18 protein-coding genes are annotated in these 15,606 nt (G+C 66.8%); 8 read left to right on the plus strand and 10 right to left on the minus strand.

Translation table 11 applies throughout. The annotated features are described in order from the left end of the window. The first annotated feature begins 7 nt into the window (after window positions 1-7). Window positions 8-925 carry a hypothetical protein gene (locus tag ASC63_RS08590; RefSeq protein ID WP_055811972.1) on the plus strand — a complete coding sequence of 306 codons (918 nt, stop codon included), beginning with the start codon at window positions 8-10 and terminating at the stop codon, window positions 923-925. A gap of 164 nt (window positions 926-1,089) precedes the next feature. Here the strand turns inward: ASC63_RS08590 and ASC63_RS08595 are convergent, their stop codons facing one another. From ASC63_RS08595 to ASC63_RS08615, 5 genes are read right to left on the minus strand one after another with little or no spacing between them, the layout of a single operon-like run. After that, on the minus strand, window positions 1,090-1,632 hold the full coding sequence (locus ASC63_RS08595; RefSeq protein WP_055811974.1) for a DapH/DapD/GlmU-related protein: 543 nt from the start codon (window positions 1,630-1,632) through the stop codon (window positions 1,090-1,092). Between the two features lie 40 nt (window positions 1,633-1,672). Continuing rightward, complete coding sequence (locus ASC63_RS08600) at window positions 1,673-2,326, minus strand: GNAT family N-acetyltransferase (RefSeq protein ID WP_200936821.1); 654 nt, start codon at window positions 2,324-2,326, stop codon at window positions 1,673-1,675. Between the two features lie 54 nt (window positions 2,327-2,380). Continuing rightward, window positions 2,381-3,127, minus strand: a complete 747-nt coding sequence (locus ASC63_RS08605; RefSeq protein WP_055811977.1) for a hypothetical protein — start codon at window positions 3,125-3,127, stop codon at window positions 2,381-2,383. 20 nt (window positions 3,128-3,147) lie between these two features. After that, window positions 3,148-3,582, minus strand: coding sequence for a DUF6114 domain-containing protein (locus ASC63_RS08610; RefSeq protein ID WP_235492021.1), 435 nt, complete (start codon window positions 3,580-3,582; stop codon window positions 3,148-3,150). Then, window positions 3,582-4,178: a DUF6230 family protein gene (locus ASC63_RS08615; RefSeq protein WP_055811980.1), complete on the minus strand. Its 597-nt coding sequence runs from the start codon at window positions 4,176-4,178 to the stop codon at window positions 3,582-3,584. Before ASC63_RS08615 ends, ASC63_RS08610 begins: the two co-directional genes overlap by 1 nt. Before the next feature lie 171 nt (window positions 4,179-4,349). Between ASC63_RS08615 and ASC63_RS08620 the strand changes: the two genes are divergently transcribed. Beyond that, a complete protein-coding gene (locus tag ASC63_RS08620; protein ID WP_055811983.1) occupies window positions 4,350-4,946 on the plus strand; it encodes a TetR/AcrR family transcriptional regulator in 597 nt (198 codons plus the stop codon). 57 nt (window positions 4,947-5,003) lie between these two features. Here ASC63_RS08620 and ASC63_RS08625 read toward each other — a convergent pair whose 3' ends face one another. Further along, complete coding sequence (locus tag ASC63_RS08625) at window positions 5,004-5,711, minus strand: SOS response-associated peptidase (protein WP_082487409.1); 708 nt, start codon at window positions 5,709-5,711, stop codon at window positions 5,004-5,006. Between the two features lie 87 nt (window positions 5,712-5,798). On the opposite strand from ASC63_RS08625, the gene ASC63_RS08630 reads away from it, so the two are divergent. From ASC63_RS08630 to ASC63_RS08640, 3 genes are read left to right on the plus strand one after another with little or no spacing between them, the layout of a single operon-like run. After that, window positions 5,799-6,521, plus strand: a complete 723-nt coding sequence (locus ASC63_RS08630; protein ID WP_082487411.1) for a trimeric intracellular cation channel family protein — start codon at window positions 5,799-5,801, stop codon at window positions 6,519-6,521. After that, window positions 6,502-7,776: an amidohydrolase gene (locus tag ASC63_RS08635; RefSeq protein ID WP_235492022.1), complete on the plus strand. Its 1,275-nt coding sequence runs from the start codon at window positions 6,502-6,504 to the stop codon at window positions 7,774-7,776. Before ASC63_RS08630 ends, ASC63_RS08635 begins: the two co-directional genes overlap by 20 nt. A gap of 11 nt (window positions 7,777-7,787) precedes the next feature. Beyond that, entirely contained in the window at window positions 7,788-8,168 is a 381-nt protein-coding gene (locus ASC63_RS08640; protein WP_055811987.1) for a TraR/DksA family transcriptional regulator, read from the plus strand. Between the two features lie 2 nt (window positions 8,169-8,170). Here ASC63_RS08640 and ASC63_RS08645 read toward each other — a convergent pair whose 3' ends face one another. Then, complete coding sequence (locus ASC63_RS08645; RefSeq protein ID WP_055811989.1) at window positions 8,171-8,566, minus strand: YchJ family protein; 396 nt, start codon at window positions 8,564-8,566, stop codon at window positions 8,171-8,173. Window positions 8,567-8,688: 122 nt separating this feature from the next. Between ASC63_RS08645 and ASC63_RS08650 the strand changes: the two genes are divergently transcribed. Continuing rightward, the gene (locus ASC63_RS08650; protein ID WP_055811991.1) at window positions 8,689-10,776 is read left to right on the plus strand and encodes a RecQ family ATP-dependent DNA helicase; all 2,088 of its coding nucleotides are present in this window, start codon (window positions 8,689-8,691) and stop codon (window positions 10,774-10,776) included. A 10-nt stretch (window positions 10,777-10,786) separates the two neighbouring features. Here ASC63_RS08650 and ASC63_RS08655 read toward each other — a convergent pair whose 3' ends face one another. Beyond that, window positions 10,787-11,344 (minus strand): DUF488 domain-containing protein, encoded by a 558-nt coding sequence (locus tag ASC63_RS08655; RefSeq protein ID WP_055811992.1) that lies wholly within the window; start codon window positions 11,342-11,344, stop codon window positions 10,787-10,789. Window positions 11,345-11,459: 115 nt separating this feature from the next. Here ASC63_RS08655 and ASC63_RS08660 point away from each other — a divergent pair, with 115 nt between their 5' ends. Continuing rightward, window positions 11,460-12,932: a phytoene desaturase family protein gene (locus tag ASC63_RS08660; RefSeq protein ID WP_055811995.1), complete on the plus strand. Its 1,473-nt coding sequence runs from the start codon at window positions 11,460-11,462 to the stop codon at window positions 12,930-12,932. Between the two features lie 5 nt (window positions 12,933-12,937). After that, on the plus strand, window positions 12,938-13,432 hold the full coding sequence (locus ASC63_RS08665) for a hypothetical protein (protein WP_055811998.1): 495 nt from the start codon (window positions 12,938-12,940) through the stop codon (window positions 13,430-13,432). 8 nt (window positions 13,433-13,440) lie between these two features. On the opposite strand, the gene ASC63_RS08670 is transcribed toward ASC63_RS08665, so the two are convergent. Both ASC63_RS08670 and ASC63_RS08675 read right to left on the minus strand, forming a co-directional pair. Next, window positions 13,441-14,637, minus strand: coding sequence for an NAD(P)/FAD-dependent oxidoreductase (locus ASC63_RS08670; RefSeq protein WP_082487415.1), 1,197 nt, complete (start codon window positions 14,635-14,637; stop codon window positions 13,441-13,443). A 9-nt stretch (window positions 14,638-14,646) separates the two neighbouring features. Next, complete coding sequence (locus ASC63_RS08675; protein WP_055812004.1) at window positions 14,647-15,447, minus strand: SDR family NAD(P)-dependent oxidoreductase; 801 nt, start codon at window positions 15,445-15,447, stop codon at window positions 14,647-14,649. Window positions 15,448-15,606: the final 159 nt, after the last annotated feature.

Consider the following 15,606-nt stretch of genomic DNA (forward strand, 5'->3'; position numbering starts at 1 on the left):
TGACTCGATGACCCTTCGCGCCACGGACGAGGAGAAGGCCGAGGTCACCGAGTATCTCGAATGGCAGCTCGGCAAGACCTCTGTGAAGAAGCTCGTGGTGAGGCACGTTGAGAAGATCGTGGCCGAGAACATCACAGGTGATCGCTATGAGGTGTGGAACTGCGTCACCAATCAGGGCAAGTGGTGGGTCGTCACCCCCATGATGAACTTCTACACGCAGCGGGACTTCAAGAGCGCCGATGTCGTTCTCACCTTTCACGTCGGCATGGTTGGTCGAATTATGAGTCGAGACCAAGCACCGCTCGCTCCTGAGCTGAAGGACGCGTTCAGTGAGCCATGGCGCAAGTGGGAAGACGCCGTTGAGACGATGCGAGTGGCGCAGGAGGCTGAGGACTTCCAAGCTGTCGGGATGCGGCTTCGCGAGGCTTATGTCTCGATGCTGAAAATGGTGGCTAACGATGAACTTGTTCCCGAGGGAGTAGACACGCCACAGGACGCAAACCCTGAGTGGCTGAACCTGCTTGCGGATCAAATTGCGGGTAGCCCTTCAAATGCTCGGCTTCGGGCTTACTTGAAGAACGTCGGCAAGGAGACGTGGCAGCACGTCAGTTGGCTCACCCATGCAACGAATGCCACACGTTTCGATGCGGAGATTGCAGTCGCGAACATCTCGCATCTCATCTCGGTGTTCACTGTGGCGATGCTGCGCGCTCATCGGGGAGCGCCGAAGCGCTGCGCAGATTGTGGCTCCTATCGTGTGGGTAGCGGAACCTGCGCACGGTGCGGGTGGGTTGATGAGTCGTATGTTCCGCCTGAGCCAAGACCCGAACCTTCACCTGAAGAGTTGGCCGAGAGGCTTGCCACTCCTCATACCCTCAGCTCGGATATCGACACGTTCATGTCGCCCGAGGATTTTCGCTCCTAAGCTACCTTCGGAAGCTCCAACAGGACGGAAAACAGCACCACTCTTGAGCGGGTGGGTGCTAAAGTTCGGGCCTCACCAGGGGCACCTTCGGAAATAGTGCGGACGTCCGCGGCTCACGATGACGGCGGGCCTCGGCGCCTGGCGAGTCGACCTGGGCTAGTGCGTCACCACTGGCGGCGCACCGTGGCCTTGGCGCCGGTCACCAGGCTTGCGGTGGGAACGTCGTCGGCGACGACCGCCCCGGCGGCTATCACAGCGTCGCGGCCGATGCTGACCCCGGGCAGAATCGTGGCTCCGGCGCCGATCCAGACGTTTTCTGCAACGGTGATGGGCGCGCCAGTGAGGTAGAGCCGCCGCTCCGCGGGATCGACCGGGTGCCCCACGGTGATGAAGGTGGCCTTCGGGCCGACCATCACACCCTCGCCGAGCCGGATGCCTGCGTAGTCCAGAAACGTGCAGCCCTGGTTGATGAACACGCGCTCGGCGAGTTCAAGGTTGAGTCCGTGATCCGTGTAAAAGGGCGGGTAGATCGTGACACGGGGCGGCAGTGGTTTGCCGAGGATCCGCTCGAACAGCTCCGCCTTGCCCTGCTCGTCCTCGAAGGGGAGCAGATTGAGCCGCGAAGTGAGCGTGGTAGCCCGCAGAACGCTCTCCGCCATGGCTTGGAACTCTGGACTGTGGATGCGCATGAGGCGTTCACTGGTCATTCCACGATCCTCTCAGGTGAACCGGCCATGGATGTCGTGATCAGGCATCCCGGTATCGGTCGCGCCTCTGGGGGAGTTGCTGGAAGCCTGCGGACGCATAGGTGGCGACGGCGCCGACGTTGGAGCTCGGGGCGCACACGAGAGCGCTCGATGAGCCCAGACGCTGGAGCGCCGCTGCTGCGGCGATGGCGATCGCGGTGCCGAATCCGTGCCCGCGATGATCCCGGTGCACGCCCATCGGCTCAAGCAACCCGGGCTTGCCTGCGCCGGTTGCGCAAGGTCGCGCTGCAGCGGGGTCCACGGCTCGTCGATGAGCCAGCCGTGCTCGAACAACACATGTGCACGAGTGCGCCGAGCGGCGCCTCGACAGACACCTTCCGCCCGGCAGCACGCCGCGCTCCGGGTCCATCACGTCGTGCGCCAACTGGCTGGCCAGCTGCTCGTCCTGCTGAGAGCCCGGCGCCGCCGTCAGTCGCAGCAGATCGTCACCATCCAGCAACCCCACCGCGATGATCCGCCCGTCTTGGCTCCAGGTGCGCACGGCCGCGATCGTCGCCTCTGCGCCGAACCGCCAGAACCAGCCCACATCACCCGGATGCAGCTGCATCGGTGCCGCGTCGTCCTGCCAGTCCCGCAGCGCTTCCGCTGTTTCTCTCAGGCCGTCGGCATCCGGCTTGCGCAACACAATCCCCATACCCCGATTACACACCACAGCATTGGACCTGTCGCTCGGCGACGGGCCGAGCGGTCATTCCTTCAGCGACTGGTGTGGTGCGGTGAACGAGATTGAGTCTGCCGTCACTCCGATGAGACCGAGGTTGACGCGCAGCATGCTCGACGGAAGCTCGTCGCCGGGCAGGGGAGTGGCGGCGCCCAGCGTGATGCCCTTGCCGTTGGAGAGGGTTGCCGAGAGCGAGTCCAGGTAGATCTGAACGTTGCCTCGGAGCTCCATTTTCGTGGCGGTGGTAACGAGGGAGGGTCCGGTGGCCTTGCGCACATCGAGCAGAAAGCCGCCGACGGTGACCCTGTCGGCCACGAGCTTGAGGGCGGGGGTGCGCGTGCCGTTGGCAAGCGGAACGGTCACGGCCGTGAGGGATGTGAGCCCGGAGAACGAGATCGACGAGCCGCCGAGTTGCGCGGCAGGCAGCGTGAAAACCGGCGCTCCCGAATCGGGCACGGCCGGCTGGGGCGCCGTAGTCGCGTCGGGCGACGAGCCGGGTGTGGGAGAAGATCCAGGAGGCGTGGGCGAACTCGTGCCCGGCGTGGGCGAGGCGGGCGGCGCGGCTGGCGAAGACGGCGCGGGTGTCGGCGATGGGCTCGGCGTGCCGGAATTGCACTGCATCAACAGTGGGATGCACCAGCCGCTGGTCTCTGCCGCGGGGGCCTTTGCGGCCCCGATTCCGCACAGCGCCACGCCCAGCACGAGGGCGACTGCTGCGCGCTCTGGCGCACGGAACCGTCGGCGACGCTCACCTGCGCGAACGGATGCGGACATGGGTTTGGTGTCTGCGCCGGTCAGTGCCGGCGCCCCGCTAAAGGGAGCGACTCCGCGGCTTCCGGCGGCCCGTCATCGAGCGTGACCACCTCGGCACGTTTCGGCATCCATGACACGATCAGCACGCCGCCAACGGCGCCGAGCAGCATGCCTATGAAGAAGCCGCCGAGGTTATCGCCGATGAGGGAGTACACCGAGACGACCAGGGCAATGACCCCGTAGAAGATGCGTTGCGCGGGCGAGAGCATCGCCAGCAACCCGAGCAATACCAACAACACCGGAATGATCGTCGCCTGCAGCCCCTCGATTCCCACCTGAATGTGAATCTTGCCGACGTCGAGCTGGCCGGAAAAGGACATTTCGATGCCGGCGAGCATCGTCAGCGCCCCGCCGATGAACGGTCGGCGCCGGTACCACGCGACGAACCGCGGCCACGCTCCCGCGGCGCGAGCCATCAGAAGCACCCCTTGCTGCCGTCCGTGAGCTGAACGTGCATGCCGGTGAGAGTGAAGACGGATGCCTGCGTCGACCACGCGGTCTGCTGCAGATGTGTGATCGAGATGGCGTCCGCATCCTGCGCGAAGTCGCCTGCGGTGCCCTTCGCTGCGGTATTCACTGTGGATGCGTCGACCCCGATGCGGATGTTCTTGAAGGTTGAATCGCCCTTGAGGTCTGTCATGCCGATCTGCAGGTCGGTCGCGCTGGCCGGCTTGCCGCCGCCGCCCGCCGTGATGAGCATGCCGACCTTGCCGAGCGGGGTGTCTGTCACAACCGACTGGCACAGGTCTGACAGGGTTGCGGATTTGATGTTCGCTATGGCGACCTGGTGGTCTTTGCCGGCGGTGTCTGGCGCCACTCCCGCGTACTGCGAGAACCCGGTTCCGTCGAGTTGCGAGGCGCCGATCTGAAACTGGCTGCCGGAGACCGCGAACGACACCGGCACGGCGCCGTTGGCCACTCCGGCCATCATCACCGTGCTGACCAGGGCGACGGGCACCGCGGCGAGCATGACGCGGCCCGCGTGTGTACTCGTGAGCTTTCGAAACTGCATAGATCCTCCTCGATCCATCGGCCATTCGGTCGCGGCCGTATCCCCCGTTGGGGGGTCATCGCCGGTTCGAGCATATTCTCTATTGACGAGATGTCAATAGACGACGTCGCGGCCAGCGACGCGGGGCACCGCTCTCCGGTTCGTGGGCAACCGCGCCGATAGGCTCGCATCATGGATGTGGAACGGCGTACGCGGCTGACCCCGGAGGAACGCCGCGCCCAGCTCGTTGCACTGGGGGTCGCGACGCTCGCCGAGCATCCGCTGGACGCGCTCACCATCGAAGGTCTCTCCGCGCGCGCCGGGGTCTCACGCGGGTTGCTGTTTCACTATTTCGGCTCGAAACAGGGTCTGCATCGCGAGGTGGTGCGTACTGCTCGGGACAGCATGCTTCATGCCACCGAACCGGTGCAGGACCTCGAGCCGATCGAGCGGCTTCGCGACACGCTCGCGCGCATCGTGAGCTTCGTGCGTGACCACCGGGGAACCTTCTACTCCCTGGTGCGTGGCGTCGCGAGCGGTGACGCGGAGGTGCGCGAGGTTGTGGAGCAGGCTCGCCTCCAGCAGGCAGATCGGGTGATCGCCGTCTTCCTGGAATTGGGCGTCACCGATTCGGAGTTGCTGCGCATCGCGCTGAGGTCATGGGTGACCTTCGCGGAGGAGGCTCTCGTCGAGAGCGCGCTCAACACCGAGATGCCGTCCGCGCAGATTGTGGCGTTCCTGGAGCGCAGCGTGAAGGCCGTCGCAGCATCCGTCGCTAGCGACGCATAGCGAGCCGCGAGCCGCGAGCCGCGAACCCGACGCTGCGCGCTGTGCGCGGCAGGCGGTTCAGTCAAGCGGGGCGATCAGCTCCGGCCCGTCTCCTTTGACGGGCGCGACCTCATGGAACTCCAGCGTCTCGGCGAGGGGGAGCGCCGCTCGCACGGCCTCATCCAGCAGGTCTTGGTCACCGACGATAGTGGGGTCCAGCCAGTGATCCCACCAGTCGCGAGGCAGCGGGACGGGGTTGCGGTCGTGGATGCCGACCAGCTGATCCACAGCATCCGAGGTGAGAATGGTGGCGGTCAGATGCCACCGGCTCTCGTCGTCGTTCGCCTTCGACGGATCGGCCCACCATGAGTAGAGGGCCGCCATGCCGATGATCTCGCCCGGCAGCTGAATGAAGTATGGCGTCTTCGTGCCGTCGGCATCGGTGCGCCATTCGTAATACCCGGTGGCGGGGATGACTGCTCGCTTCGACGCGACCGAGGCCTTGAAGGATGCTTTCGACGCTGCCGTCTCGGCGCGGGCGTTGAACATGGGCGCCTTCAGTTTCAATACTTTCGACCACGTCGGCGTCAACCACCACTGCGCGAGCTCGAGACGTCGAACCGGCCCATCGTCGCCTTTGACGGATTCGATGACGATCGGCACCGGATCCGTCGGCGCCAGATTCCAGGCCGGTCTCCAGCTGCCTATATTCGCGAAACCCTCGCTGATGACGAACTCCCGAATGAGCTCGTCGGTCTCTTTATCCATCGCGAATCTGCCGCACATGGCACCAGAGTATGCGGACAGCGCGCCGACGGCGGTTTCTGGAGCGCGGACCGGTCGAATAGCCGTTCGCGTGAGTAACGTTGTGCTGTGAGCACTACTCCGGATACCGTGAACGAGGCGATCCGCGTCATCGACCTCGCGGGCGTGCTCGCCAACGCGATTCTCGGAGGCATCGCGGCGCGATCGGCGCGACTCGATATCGTCGGTTTCGTGGTGCTGGCGATTCTGTCGGGGCTCGGCGGGGGCATGATCCGCGACACGCTGCTGCAGCAGGGCACCCCGGTCGCGCTCACCGACCCGTACTATCTGATTTTCGCGTTCGTGGGCGCGGTCATCGCCTTCGTGCTCAAGCTCAACGGGCGGTGGTCGCGGCGCGCACTGACGCTGCTCGATGCGCTTGCGGTCGGATGCTGGGCAGCGGTGGGAGCGCAGAAAACGCTGGAGGCGGGGCTGGGCTGGTTGCCCGCCGTGATGCTCGGGGTGATCACCGCTGTGGGCGGCGGCATGGTGCGCGACGTGCTGCTCATGCGGGTGCCCGCGATCTTCGGTGGTAACACGCTGTACGCCACAAGCGCGCTTCTGGCGAGCGTGGAAATGGTGGTGCTCAGCGAGCTCGGGCTTCCCGCGGTCGGCTCGGCCGTCGCGATTCTGAGCGGGGCGGGTCTCTCCTTGCTGGCACGCCGGTACGGGTGGATACTGCCCACAGAGATGCGCTTTCGAAGACCACCGCTCTTGAGCGGATGGTGGGGTCGCTGGTCGAAGATCACCGACGTCATGAAAGGGAGGCAGAATGATGGCCGCGGGAGATGACAGCGGTTCGCCGGTGCGCGTATTGGCCGGGCAGGCCGCAATTACCGCCTGGCAGCAGGATGTCTATCGCTCGCTGCACGCGCATCCGGAACTCGGCCACCAGGAGACACGCACGGCCGCGACGGTCGCCGAGGCCCTGCGCGGATTCGGATTCGAGGTGCAGGAGAAGATCGGCACGACCGGCGTCGTCGGCATTCTTAAGAACGGCGACGGACCGACCGTGCTCATGCGTGCCGACATGGATGCGTTGCCGGTGGCCGAGACCACGGGGCTGGACTATGCCAGTACCGAGCACTCCACCGACAGCGACGGCAACGAGGTGCCGGTGATGCACGCGTGCGGGCATGACGTACACGTCGCGTGCCTTCTCGGGGCCGCGCGACTGCTCGCCGCGACGCCCGGGAGCTGGCGCGGAACCTATATCGCCCTGTTCCAGCCGGCCGAGGAGTTGGCCGACGGCGCGGACGTGATGCTGAAAGACGCACTCGCCGAGAAGATTCCACGACCGGATGTGGCGCTTGCCCAGCACGTGCTGCCGTTCCCCGCCGGTCACCTCGGCACGCGCGAGGGGGCATTCCTCTCCAGCGGGGACAGCATGCGCGTCACCGTGTGGGGGCGCGGCAGCCACGGTTCCATGCCCCAGCTCTCCGTTGACCCGGTGGTGCTCGCATCGATGATCGTGGTGCGACTGCAGAGCGTCGTCGCGCGCGAGATCACGCCGGGAGAGTTCGCGGTGCTGACGGTCGGTCGAATCGCGGGCGGTTCCAAGAGCAACATCATCTCGGATCATGCGGTGCTCGAGTTGAACATCCGCACGTTCAGTGAGACGACCCGGGCCGCGATAGTGGCCGCCATTCGCCGCATCGTTCAGGGCGAATGCGAGGCATCCGGATCGCCGCAGCCGCCCGACTTCGAGCTGTACGACCACTACCCGGTGACCAGCAATGACGCGGATGCCACGCAGGCCGTCGCCGCCGCGTTCCGCAACTATTTCGGCGAGCGGGCCGTCACCCTCGACCGCCAGTCGGCCAGCGAGGACTTCAGTGAGATTCCCGACGCGCTCGGGGTGCCGTACACGTATTGGGGCATCGGCGGCGCCGATCCGGATGCGTACGCTCGCGCTCTCGAGGCGGGAACCGTTGCCGTCGACATCCCCGCAAACCATTCGCCGAACTTCGCCCCCGTCATCGAACCGACGCTGGAGACGGGCACCGCGGCGGCGGTCGTGGCGGCGCTCGCCTGGCTCGGGGAGTAGTCTCGGGCCCCATGACGCCAGGCACACTGACCGCTACCGAGCGCCGCCGGCTGCGTGAGCTGCTTCACAAGAAGCGTCTCGCCACGAAAGAACAGCAGGCCGCGCTCGGCGACGTGATGAACGACATCCGTGACGCTCGAACCGACACGCAGGCCGACGACGAGCATGACCCGGAAGGCCCGACGATGTCGTCGGAATGGTCGCGGATCACCGGGCTGCAGGGTGAGGCTGAGGGCGAACTGCTCGAGATCGACCGTGCACTGAACCGGCTTGATGATGGCAGCTTCGGCGTGTGCGCCCGGTGTGGAAACCCGATAGGCGTGGAGCGTCTGAAGGCCAGGCCCACGACAGAGTTGTGCATCTCGTGCGCGCGTCTGGCCGAATCCGGCTAGGGCTACGAGAGTACATCGCCGTCGACGTAGAGCCAGGCGCGCGCCTCACGCACGAAACGGCTGCGTTCGTGCTGCACCCCGGGAGCGCCGTCGACCCGGTAGAAGGCGCGAAACTCGACGCTTCCTTCCGTATCGAGCAGTCCTCCGCGAGTCGTGCTGACGATGTCGAGGCGCCGCCATTGCTGGGCCTGGTCGAGTTCGAGCGTGCTCGGGCCGGTGCGCGGATGCCACGTGCGCAGCAGATACGCCGCGTCGCCGACCACGAACGCCGAGTATCGGGAACGCATGAGACGTTCGGCCGTTGGGGCCAGGGCGCTTGTGTGGTGGAAGGGCGCGCAGCATCCGCCGTAGCTCTCTCCGCTGAGGCACGGGCAGCGGGAATCGAGGGGGAGTTGCACCTGATCATTATCGGCTCCGCTGGGCGCACGGCGGAGTTGTGCACAGAGCCACGAAGAGTGCCGCTGTCCACAGATTGCGGGAGAAGGAGCGTGCCGTCAGGGGTGGCTGGCATGCTGGGGGAGTGACCGACAGCCGCGCATCCGCCCTGAGCATTCTGCGCACGCTTGTCGGGCGCGACGACGCGGCCTTTCACGAGGGGCAGTATGAGGCGATCGAGACGCTCGTCGACGAGCGTCGCCGTGCGCTGGTCGTGCAGCGCACCGGATGGGGCAAGTCGGCCGTGTACTTCGTGGCCACCCTGCTGCTGCGCCAGCGCGGCGCAGGCCCGACCATCCTTGTGTCGCCGCTACTCGCCCTCATGCGTGACCAGATCGCCGCGGCGTCGCGCGCGGGAGTGCGGGCGGTCGCCATCAACTCGGCCAATGCGCACGAGTGGGACGACGTGCTGCAGGCGCTCGCCAACGACGAGGTCGACGTTCTACTTGTCTCACCCGAGCGACTGAACAACCCGCGGTTCCGTGATGAGCAGCTGCCCGCGCTCGTGCAACGGGCGGGCCTGCTCGTCGTCGACGAGGCGCACTGCATCAGCGACTGGGGCCACGACTTTCGGCCAGACTACAGGCGGTTGCGCGACCTCATCGCCGAGCTGCCGGCCGGTATTCCGGTGCTGGCCACCACGGCGACGGCCAACAGCCGGGTGGTGGCGGATGTCGCGGAGCAGCTCGGTCACGGCGCCGGGGTCGTGACGATTCGCGGACCGCTTGCGCGAGCATCCTTGAGGCTGGGTGTTCTGCGCCTGCCCGACGCGCGCGCCCGCCTGGGCTGGCTGCTCAGCCATCTCGGCGAGCTGCCGGGCAGCGGCATCATCTACGCGCTCACGGTCTCAGCCGCCGAAGACACCGCGCGCCTGCTGCGCGACGCTGGCCACGCGGTGCAGGCATACACCGGTCGCACCGACCCGGCCGACCGCGAACGGCTCGAGCAGCAACTCAAGAACAACGAGGTCAAGGCGCTTGTGGCCACGAGCGCGCTGGGCATGGGCTTCGACAAGCCCGATCTGGGTTTCGTGCTGCACCTGGGCGCTCCCTCGTCACCAGTGGCCTACTACCAGCAGGTGGGTCGTGCCGGCCGCGCCACCGACAATGCCGACGTGCTGTTGTTGCCGGGCGAGGAAGACGTGCCGATCTGGAATTACTTCGCCACTGCCTCGATGCCCGACGAGCAGAAGGCGCTCGCCGTGATCTCCGAGCTGGGCTCGGAGCCCCTCTCGACGCCGGCGCTGGAGGCGCGGGTCGATCTCAAGCGCACGCCGCTCGAGCTGCTGCTCAAGGTGCTCGACGTCGACGGGGCCGTGCGCAAGGTGACGGGTGGCTGGATCGCCACCGGGCATCCGTGGGTCTACGACGCCGAACGTTACGCACGCATCTCGGCCGCGCGTCTCGCCGAGCAGCAGTCGATGCTCGACTACGAACGCACCGATGGATGCCGCATGGAATTTCTGCAGCGCGCGCTCGACGATGAGACAGCGGCGCCCTGTGGACGGTGCGACAACTGTGCAGGGCTCTGGTATCCGATCGACGTGCAGGGCGATGCCGTGGGTGCGGCATCCGCTGCCCTCGATCGCGTCGGCGTCGTCATCGAACCGCGGGCCCAGTGGCCGTCAGGCATGGACCGGCTGTCAGTGCCGCTGCGCGGAAACATCGCCGTCGGCGAGCGGCTGTCGCCGGGGCGTGCACTGGCGCGTCTCACCGATCTCGGCTGGGGCGGTGCGTTGCGCACGCTCTTCTCCTCGAGTGCTGCGGATGCCCCGGCGAGCGCCGCGATGATTGCCGCCTGTGTGCGGGTGCTGGCGGAATGGGACTGGGAGGAACGCCCGGCGGTGGTCGTGAGCATGCCGTCGAGGCGGCGTCCGCTGCTCGTGGAATCGGTGGCGCGCGCCTTGGCCGAGGCAGGCAAGCTCGACTACCTGGGGCCGCTCGGGCTGGTAGACGGTGGTCCGCGCGGAGAGTCGGGCGGCAACAGCGCCTACCGGCTCGCAAATGTGTGGGAGCGCTTCGCGGTCGGCGGCGTAGCGGTGCCCGACGCAAAGCCGGTTCTGCTCGTGGATGACCTCGCCGACAGCCGGTGGACGCTCACGGTCGCGGGGCGTCTGCTGCGCCGCGCCGGGGCATCCTCAGTACTGCCGTTCACGCTCGCGGTCGCGGGGTAAATGAGCCCGGCTAATCGATCAGCGGGGGCGGATCGGGTGGGTACGTCACCCGCGTGCCGTCGACCTGAGCGAAACGGGTGAGCGTATGCGGCTTCGTCGAGGTCGCGCTCATGATGTCCTCGACGATGACATCGCGTGCGAGCAAGGCGTCGCCGATCAGCGAGCGGTGACACCGCCACGGAACCGCTTCCGCACACATGATCGCGACGGTCGTTCCGGTAGCGAGCTCGATCAGTCCATGCAGGGCTTCATCGAATGCCGGCGTCTGCATATAGTCGGCGTATCCGCGGAACGAGGCATTGCGCCACGCGCCGTTCACCCCGGTCTCAGAGTTCTTTGTCGTGTGCCGCAGCCCGCCGAGACCGGAGAGGCGGCGATAGCCGATGCCCGCCGCCGCGAGGCTGCCTGGCAGTTCGTCTTCGCCGAACTGCGGATTGTGCCGCGATTTCGGAATGGTGCGCACATCGGCGACAAGGTCTACCGCGTTGGCCTGCAGCATGCCGATGAACTCCTCGATCGGATGCGTCGAGTGGCCGACAGTGAATACCCGGGTCGCGCGCGCGGACACGAAACCTTCCCTTCCGTCGAGACGTTTGCTCCGCACCCTACTCGCGCGGAAGATACTCGCAACCGCCCGCCGGCCAGCCCGACACGCACGCGCATCCTGGCGTAGCCTCGCACTCATGGAGCAGCACGGGGCGGATATCGATGCGATAGTGGTCGGCTCCGGTCCGAACGGTCTCGCGGCGGCGGTCACGCTCGCCCGCGCCGGGCTCGCCGTGCGGGTGTACGAGCGATCGGATGCGCCGGGCGGAGGTGCGCGCACGAGCGAACTCACGCTCCCGGGTTTCCTGCACGACGTCTGCTCGGCCGTGCACCCCATGGCGCTCGCCTCCGAATTTTTCCAGCGCTTCGGGCTCTCTGAACGCATTGCGATGATCGTGCCCGAGATCTCGTACGGGCACCCGCTGCCGGGCGGGCAGGCGGGCATCGCCTATCACGACCTCGAGCGCACCGCCGAGGGACTCGCACGTGACGGGGCCGCCTGGCGCCGCCTGTTCGCCCCGCTGCTCAAAAACCTCGACGCGGTCTCCGAGCTGACGGGCAACCAATTGCTGCGCATCCCTCGGCACCCTGTCGGGGCGGTGCAGTTCGGCCTGCGCACACTCGAGCAGGGCGGCCCGATGTGGAACGCGCGGTTCGAGCGTGAAGTCGCGCCTGCCTTGCTCACCGGTGTGTTTGCGCACACCATCCGCCGACTTCCGAGCCTGGCACCGGCAGGAGCCGGACTCACGCTCGCCACCTACGCTCACGCCGGCGGGTGGCCGGTACCTGTTGGTGGCAGCGGCGCCATCACCCGCGCCATGGCCGACGACCTGCGCGCTCACGGCGGCGAGATCATTGTTGACCACAACGTGCGCAGCCTGACGGAGCTGCCGCCGGCACGCATCGTGATGCTGGATGTGACGCCGCGCGCCCTGCTCAAACTGGCCGGCGATCGGCTGCCTCACGCGTATGCCGCAGACCTGCGGCGTTTTCGATACGGCAACGGCGTCGGCAAGGTCGATTTCGCGCTCTCGCAGCCGGTGCCGTGGGCTAATGCCGAGTTGCGCGCTGCGCCCACCGTGCACGTGGGCGGCACACGGGCACAGTTGGCGCGCGCCGAGAACGCGGTGGCGCGCGGACGGCACGCCGAGCAACCCTACGTGCTGGTCTCGCAGCCGAGCATCGTCGACGCCAGCCGGGCGCCGGCCGGCAAACACGTGCTGTGGGCGTACACGCACGTGCCGCGCGGATCATCCGTCGATCAGACCGAGGCCGTCACGCGCGAGATCGAGCGGTACGCGCCGGGCTTCCGCGACACGATTCTGGCCACGGCAAGCCGCACGGCCGTCGAGATGGAAGCGTACAACCCGAACGACATCGGGGGCGACATCGCAGCAGGCGAAGTGTCGATGTGGCAGCTGGCCAAGAGACCGGTGCTGGCCACGAATCCGTGGCGCACCCCATTGGACGGCGTGTACCTCTGTTCGGCCTCCACCCCGCCCGGTCCCGGCGTGCACGGGCTGGCGGGCTGGCATGCGGCGCTGAGCGCGCTGCACCGCGAATACGGCATAACAACGAGGCCCGAACTGGGCCCGCACGAGAAGGGTTGAAACACATGGCTGTGAACTATCACTTCATGCACTGCGAGCCTCAGATCGTGTTCGACGTGCTGGCCGACGGCTGGGTTTTTCCCACCTGGGTCGTCGGCGCCTCGCGGATGCGTGGCGTGGAGGGCCACTGGCCGAGTCCCGGCAGCAACATCCATCATTCCTTCGGCATCTGGCCGCTGCTCCTCAACGACGTCACTTCGGTTCTCGAGTGGGATGCGCCGATACACGCCCTCCTGAAGGCCCGGGCCTGGCCCGTCGGTCAGGCACACGTCGCGATGGATGTGCGTGAACGCCGCGGTGGCTGCGTCGTGCGCATGACCGAGGACGTCATCGCAGGCCCGGCGCGTCTGATCCCGACGCCGCTGATCGAACCCGTGACGATTGTGCGCAACAGGGAGTCGCTGCGCAGGCTCGGCTTCATCGCCGAGGGCTGGGCACGCGACGGAAAGCCGGATGCGAGCGCCGGCAGCACACGCACCGACTCGCCAACGGCGGCCTAGACGCCCGATCAGCCCGGCGTGATCAGACCCGGCAGGTTGTCTCGTGTGAGCGAGCGCGCCGAGGCGAGCACCCGCCGCGCCGCGTCGCGGCGCTCCGGCACATTCCAGAGCAGCACCCCGGCCACGACTCCCTTGTTCAGGTAGTAGACCACGCCGACGTTCAGGGGATCGACCCAGTCCTCCACCGTTTCGAGCTCGGCATCGATCGAGCCGAGGGCCTCATAGGAGATATCGAAGACCACCGAATAGAAGTACGGAGTATGCGTGTACGGCTGGCTCTCTCCCGCCATGGCGCGCCCGGCGGCGTGACCCATTGCTGTGGCGTTGTCGACGTGTTCGATTCGGCGGCGGCCGAGGATCACATCCGGATACGATGCGACATCGCCCGCGGCGTACACACTCGGGTCGGCCGTCTGCAGCCGACCGTCGACGACAATGCCGTCGTCGGTCTGCAAGCCCGCCGCCTCGGCCAGGTCGATGGCCGGTTCGATGCCGAGCCCCGAGACGACCGCATCGACGGTGAGTGCCGAGCCGTCACTGCAGTGCAGCACTATCGCGTCGTTCTCGACGTGGCCTTCATCGACTGTCACGCCGGCCCGCAGGTGTACGCCGGCCGAGGCGAAGGCATCCTCGAAGCGGGCGGCCAGTCCAGACGGGAACATGGAGCCACCGAGCGTCTCCTCCGGATAGAGCAGACTCACCTCGCATTCGTTCTGCACCAACGCGGCCGCCAACTCCGTGCCGATGAAGCTGCCACCTATCACGGCGACATGCGGATGCCGCGACGCCAGTTCACGAAGCCGGCGATAGTCGTTCGCGCTGCGGAAGAAGATGACCCTGTCGTCGTCGGGCAGGTCGATGTGTTTCGGATGCCCGCCCGTCGCCAACAGCAGCCTGCCGTAGCCGACAGTCTCTCCGGCATCCGTCAGCACGGTACGCGCATCACGATCGATCGCGGTGACACGTGTCTGCAGCCGCACCTCGGCGCCGGTCTGCTCGGCCGTGCCGAGCGGCACCTTGTCCCAGGTGAAATCCGGGTCTGTCCACAGCTTCTTGGTGAGAGCCGGCCTCGTGTACGGCGGGTCGACATCTTCGCTGAGAATGCCGATGGTGCCTTCTGCATCGTGTTCTCGGATGCCGTGGGCCGCGGCATCCGCCACCATACCGCCGCCCACAATCACGTAGTCGAAATGTTCGCCCATCATGTTTTCCCCTCAGATCGTGGCGACCGACCCCGAGTCGACACGGTAGTTCGAGCCGTTGACGAAGGATGCACGGTCGGAGCACAGGAACGCAATCACGTCGGCCACCTCCTCGGGCTCGCCCCGCCGCCCGATTTCCATGAACGGCCGCTTCTCGCTCAGAAAGGACTGGATGGCCTCGTCGCGGTCGGTACCGCGCTGCTTGGCCCGCTTGTCCATCATGGCGTCGGTCATCGGCGTGGCGATGAACGCGGGCGAGACCGCGTTCACCAGCAGCCCTTCGTGCGCGTACGAGCGCGAGAGTCCCTTGGCGAGCGCCAGCACACCCGCCTTGGCGGCGCAGTATGGCAGCTCGTCGTCGTACGGCTGTACCGCATCTTCGGATGCGACGAACACGATGCGCCCCCAGCCGCCTGCACGCAGATCGTCGAGGAACGCGCGAACCAGCCGCACCGGCGCCAGCAGGTCAACCTCGATGGTGTTCGCCCAACCCTGCTCGTCGATCTCGTGGAAGAGACCCTGTGCGCCCGTGATGCCTGCCGATTGCACGAGGATGTCGATCGGCCCCGCCGCCTCGCGCACCATGCTCGCCAACGACGCGACCGCACCCGAATCCGTGAGATCGGCCGCGAACGCGTACAACTGGCCGGCGTCGGCGGGTAGGCGCGCGGCAGCCTCGTCCAGGCGGCCCTGGTCGAGATCCGTGATGACGACGGTTGCGCCCTCCCGCAACAGTCGTTCTGCGGTGTGCCAGCCGATGCCGGAATCGGCGCCGCTGACCAGTGCCGTGCGTGTCGAGATTCCCAGATCCACCGCTTCTTCCCCTCTCGCTTCCTTGGTGACGGTCTACCACCGGCCCCGAGATCACGCCCAGACCCGCAGCGCCGCGTTCGGTTTCACACGCGGCACTCCGGCTCGATACCGGCATGGCCGGGTGGCCTTGTCGACGCCCGATGCCGCGCGTAGCCTCGG

Source organism: Leifsonia sp. Root112D2 (assembly GCF_001424905.1).
Lineage (GTDB): Bacteria > Actinomycetota > Actinomycetes > Actinomycetales > Microbacteriaceae > Root112D2.